The sequence below is a fragment of the Mesorhizobium sp. M4A.F.Ca.ET.022.05.2.1 genome (genome assembly GCF_003998845.1).
Classification (GTDB): domain Bacteria; phylum Pseudomonadota; class Alphaproteobacteria; order Rhizobiales; family Rhizobiaceae; genus Mesorhizobium.
On sequence record NZ_RZOJ01000511.1, the window covers coordinates 1 to 3,685 of the forward strand.

Here is a 3,685-nt window from a genome sequence, read left to right on the forward strand (position 1 = left end):
AGCAGGGCCTGTTTTAAGGAATTTTTTGTCGAACAAAAAGAGAACAAACAGGGTCTGTTGTCAAGCGGCGCCGAGGGGCCGGCGAGGGCATTCGTCGCGGCCAACGGCGAGGATGCGCAATCTTGTCGGAATCTCGTTTTTTTGTCACTTTGGGGGGACGTCGCAGCGCAGTGCAGCATGACGAGGTACGATGCCGAAGACCGGAACATCGTCTGGCCGGCGGCGTTGTTGACGGATAGGGACGCCGTTTGCGGGAGGCCTGACATGGGCCATTTCGAGATTTCAGACCTCGTCTATATCGTCAATGCCTGCGTCACCGGCCGTGCCGCCGGACGCCTGGTTTCGATGGCACGGGCAGTGGAGGAATTGCGCGTGCTGACCGGGGATTTCATTTCGCCGGACGAGATGGTGGCGAACGAGTTGTCGGCCGTGGCGCTGGAACGCGGCTGTTCCGTGCTGTTCGACGAGCAGCCGGGCGCCGATATCCTCAGGGCGCCATAAGCCGCTATATCAAAGACGCGCCATTTGCGGCAAGTCTTTGAAAAATCGGCCCTTCAAGCGCCGCCCGCGACAAGTCGAGCGAAAATCTTAGGCATTCGTTTATGCATGCCTGCTCATATGGTGGCATGGCATTGCGCGCCCGTTTCTTCATGGATCACTTTCACCGCCTGCTGGGACGCAGAGGCGCGGGCGGCAACGTCGCCGTCATCTTCGCCTTCGCCTTGCCGGTGGTCGTTGGCGGCGCCGGCCTCGGTGTCGAGACCTCGCTCTGGTACTACAGCAGCCTGAAGCTGCAGGCGGTGGCCGATGCCGCGGCCTATGCGGGCGCGTTGGAAAAGGTCGCCGGTTCGGACAACCCGACCATCGTCGCCGCCTCCACCACCTCGGCAACCACCAACGGCTTTGCTGGCACGATCCAGGTCAACACGCCGCCGTCTTCAGGCCCCAACACCGCGAAGAAGGCGGTCGAGGTCATCGTCAACCAGCAGCTCGATCGCTATTTCACGGCCATCTTCAACAGCAGCCCGGTTCCGCAGCGGGCGAGGGCGGTAGCGCTGATCACCGACGCCTCGAAGGCCTGCGTCCAGGCGCTCAATCAGTCGGCCCCGCAGGCGGCGCTCTTCTCCGGCAACACCAGCGTCAACCTCACCGGCTGCGTCATCATGTCGAATTCGGTTGCTGCGGACGCCATCAGGACGCAGGGATCGGCCGCGCTCAAGGCCGACTGCCTTGTCACCGTCGGTGGCATGGTGCTGAACAATCCGGCGACCACGACCTGCAGCTCCAACGTCACCAAGGCCTTGCCTGCCGCCGATCCTTACGCCAGCCTGCCGACGCCCGCGGCCACCAACCCGTGCAGGAATGTCAACGGCAACAAGACGTCGCAAACGCTCCAGGCCGGCACCTACTGCAGCGGCATGGACCTCAAGGGCAATGTCGCGCTTTCTTCCGGTGTCTATGTCGTGCAGGGCGGTTTCAAGATCAACGCCAACGCGGTCATCACCTGCGCCGCACCCTGCACCGGCGTGACCATCTTCATGTCCGGCAGCAACACCGTCAGCATGAACGGCAACGCCACGGTGAACCTGAGCGCGCCGACCTCCGGCACCTATTCCGGCGTGCTGTTCTACGGCGACAGGACGGGGACCGCGGCGCAGAGCACGTTCAACGGCACGGCGGACTCGCTTTTGACCGGCGCCATCTATTTCCCCAGGCAGCAGGTCAACTACCTCGGCAATTTCTCCGGGAACGGCGGCTGCACCCAGGTCGTCGCCGACACCATCCAGTGGTCCGGCAGCACGACCATCAAGCAGGACTGCACCAGCTACGGAATGAAGGACATTCCGGCGGCGCAGTCCGTTCAGCTCGTCGAGTAGCCGGATGGGTGAGCGGGTCGCACGCATCTTCCGGGACAAGACCGGGATAGCCGCCGTGGAATTTGCCATGGTGCTGCCCATCCTGTGCCTCGTCTGCCTCGGCATCGCCGACGGCTGGTCCTACGTGACGAGCTACCTGCAGATGCGCGCCGGTGTCAAAACCGCGGCCAATCTGGTGATGGCCGGCGCGACCAATGACGCGGGAACGCAGGCGGTCGCGTTTTCGAGCTGGGACAACAAGCCCGAAGATGCCGCGGTCGTGCTTGTCAGATCCTACAAGTGCGGCACCACGGTGGTGGATGAGACTACGATCTGCGGCGGAACCAAGCTGCCGAATGCCTTCATCCAGATCACGGCGACGGGCACCTGGGTGCCGCCGTTCAATTTCGGCATCTTTCCGGATCCGCGCGTCATGACCCATCAGGAGGTGATCCGTGTCCGCTGAACGGATCGCCAGATGGCTCGGCGACCGGTCCGGCGGCGCCGGGCTGGAGTTCGCGCTGATCGCGCCGTTCCTGGTGATGCTGCTGTTCGGGATCTTCGCGTTCGGCTGGTCGTTCAATGCCACGTCGACCGTCCGCTACACGCTGGAAACGTCGGCCCGCGCCTTGCAGCTCAACAACACGCTCTCGCAGAGCCAGATCCAGGCGATCGCCACACAGAAACTGCTGGCGCTGGGCCTGAAGAACGTCGTCGTGACGATAGCGACCGATCCCGCCAGCGGCGGCTTCAAGATGGCGCACCTGACCGCCAGCTACGCCTTCGTCATCGAGTTCCCGTATTTCGACCAGTATCCGATCAATTACGCAACGACAGTCACTGTACCTTTGGTTGCAAGCTGAGCATCTTGCCGCCAAAAGGTTTCACTTGGTGTTCTGCAAGATGTTGCTGGCGTAACTGCGTCCCATGATCAGTTAGGACCAAGGTCTGATCAGTATAGGGCTTCTGCGGTCCAAAGGGTGCAGTCGCTATTGGTTCGCCATAATCCTCTTTGGTTTCAATATCTTACCCGTTCCGCTCGGCGCGTTGGTCGCGCATCGCTACTATATTTGTCTAAAGTTTACTTCTTCGAATTAGCAAATTTGCATACGACACTGCTATAGCGGGTAGGCGAGGTGGCGAATCCCCGAGGAGGTACTATGACAACCCGAAAAACCCTATTGGCGGCGGTGGCCGCATTCGCGCTCCTGGCCTCTCCGGCGCTGGCCGGCAACGGCAATGGCGGCGGCAACGGCGGCGGCCATGGCAACAGTGGCGGCAGCCACGGCAATAGTGGCGGCGGCAATTCCGGCAAGAGCGGCACGCACGGCAATTCCGGCACGCACGGCAAGAGCACGCATGGCAAGTCGGCATCGGCCAAGTCAGGCAAGAAGACGCAGGCCGCCGTCGATGACGTCGAGGTCGCCGCCACGCCCAAGGAGAAGAACCTCCACGCCAAGCTCGGCCGGCTGAACTCGCTGCAGCGCAACATCAACGCCTACATGAACTCCAAGAGCAAGAACTTCGCCGCAGTGCAGGCCTATGTGATGGCATCCGCGAATGCCCAGAACGCCCAGGCCGCGGTCGAAGCCGCCAATCAGGCGGTCATCGACGCCCAGGCCGCACTCGCCGACCTCAACGAGCAGCTCGCCGAGGCGAATGCGCTGACGCCGGCAACGCCCGAGGAGGAGGCGGCCAAGGCCGCGCAGATCGCCGATCTGGAAGGGCAGATCGCCGATCAGGAGACTGCCATCTCTGACGCCGAAGCGGCAGCCGCCGCGGCCCAGACCGCGGCCGACGAAGCCGCTGCCGAAGTCCCATCGCTCGAC

At 62.7% G+C, this 3,685-nt stretch carries 5 protein-coding genes; all 5 read left to right on the forward strand.

The annotated features are described in order from the left end of the window. Positions 1-501, forward strand: a 501-nt coding sequence (locus EN745_RS37715; protein WP_348630981.1) for a hypothetical protein, incomplete at its 5' end; no start/stop codon positions are given. Positions 502-602: 101 nt separating this feature from the next. Beyond that, the gene (locus EN745_RS31650) at positions 603-1,877 is read left to right on the forward strand and encodes a pilus assembly protein TadG-related protein (RefSeq protein WP_348628249.1); all 1,275 of its coding nucleotides are present in this window, start codon (positions 603-605) and stop codon (positions 1,875-1,877) included. A 4-nt stretch (positions 1,878-1,881) separates the two neighbouring features. Continuing rightward, positions 1,882-2,322 (forward strand): TadE/TadG family type IV pilus assembly protein, encoded by a 441-nt coding sequence (locus EN745_RS31655; RefSeq protein ID WP_126055397.1) that lies wholly within the window; start codon positions 1,882-1,884, stop codon positions 2,320-2,322. Then, complete coding sequence (locus EN745_RS31660) at positions 2,312-2,719, forward strand: TadE/TadG family type IV pilus assembly protein (protein ID WP_126055396.1); 408 nt, start codon at positions 2,312-2,314, stop codon at positions 2,717-2,719. Before EN745_RS31655 ends, EN745_RS31660 begins: the two co-directional genes overlap by 11 nt. Positions 2,720-3,016: 297 nt before the next feature. After that, the coding region (locus EN745_RS31665) for a hypothetical protein (RefSeq protein ID WP_127423064.1) at positions 3,017-3,685 on the forward strand (669 nt) is incomplete at its 3' end.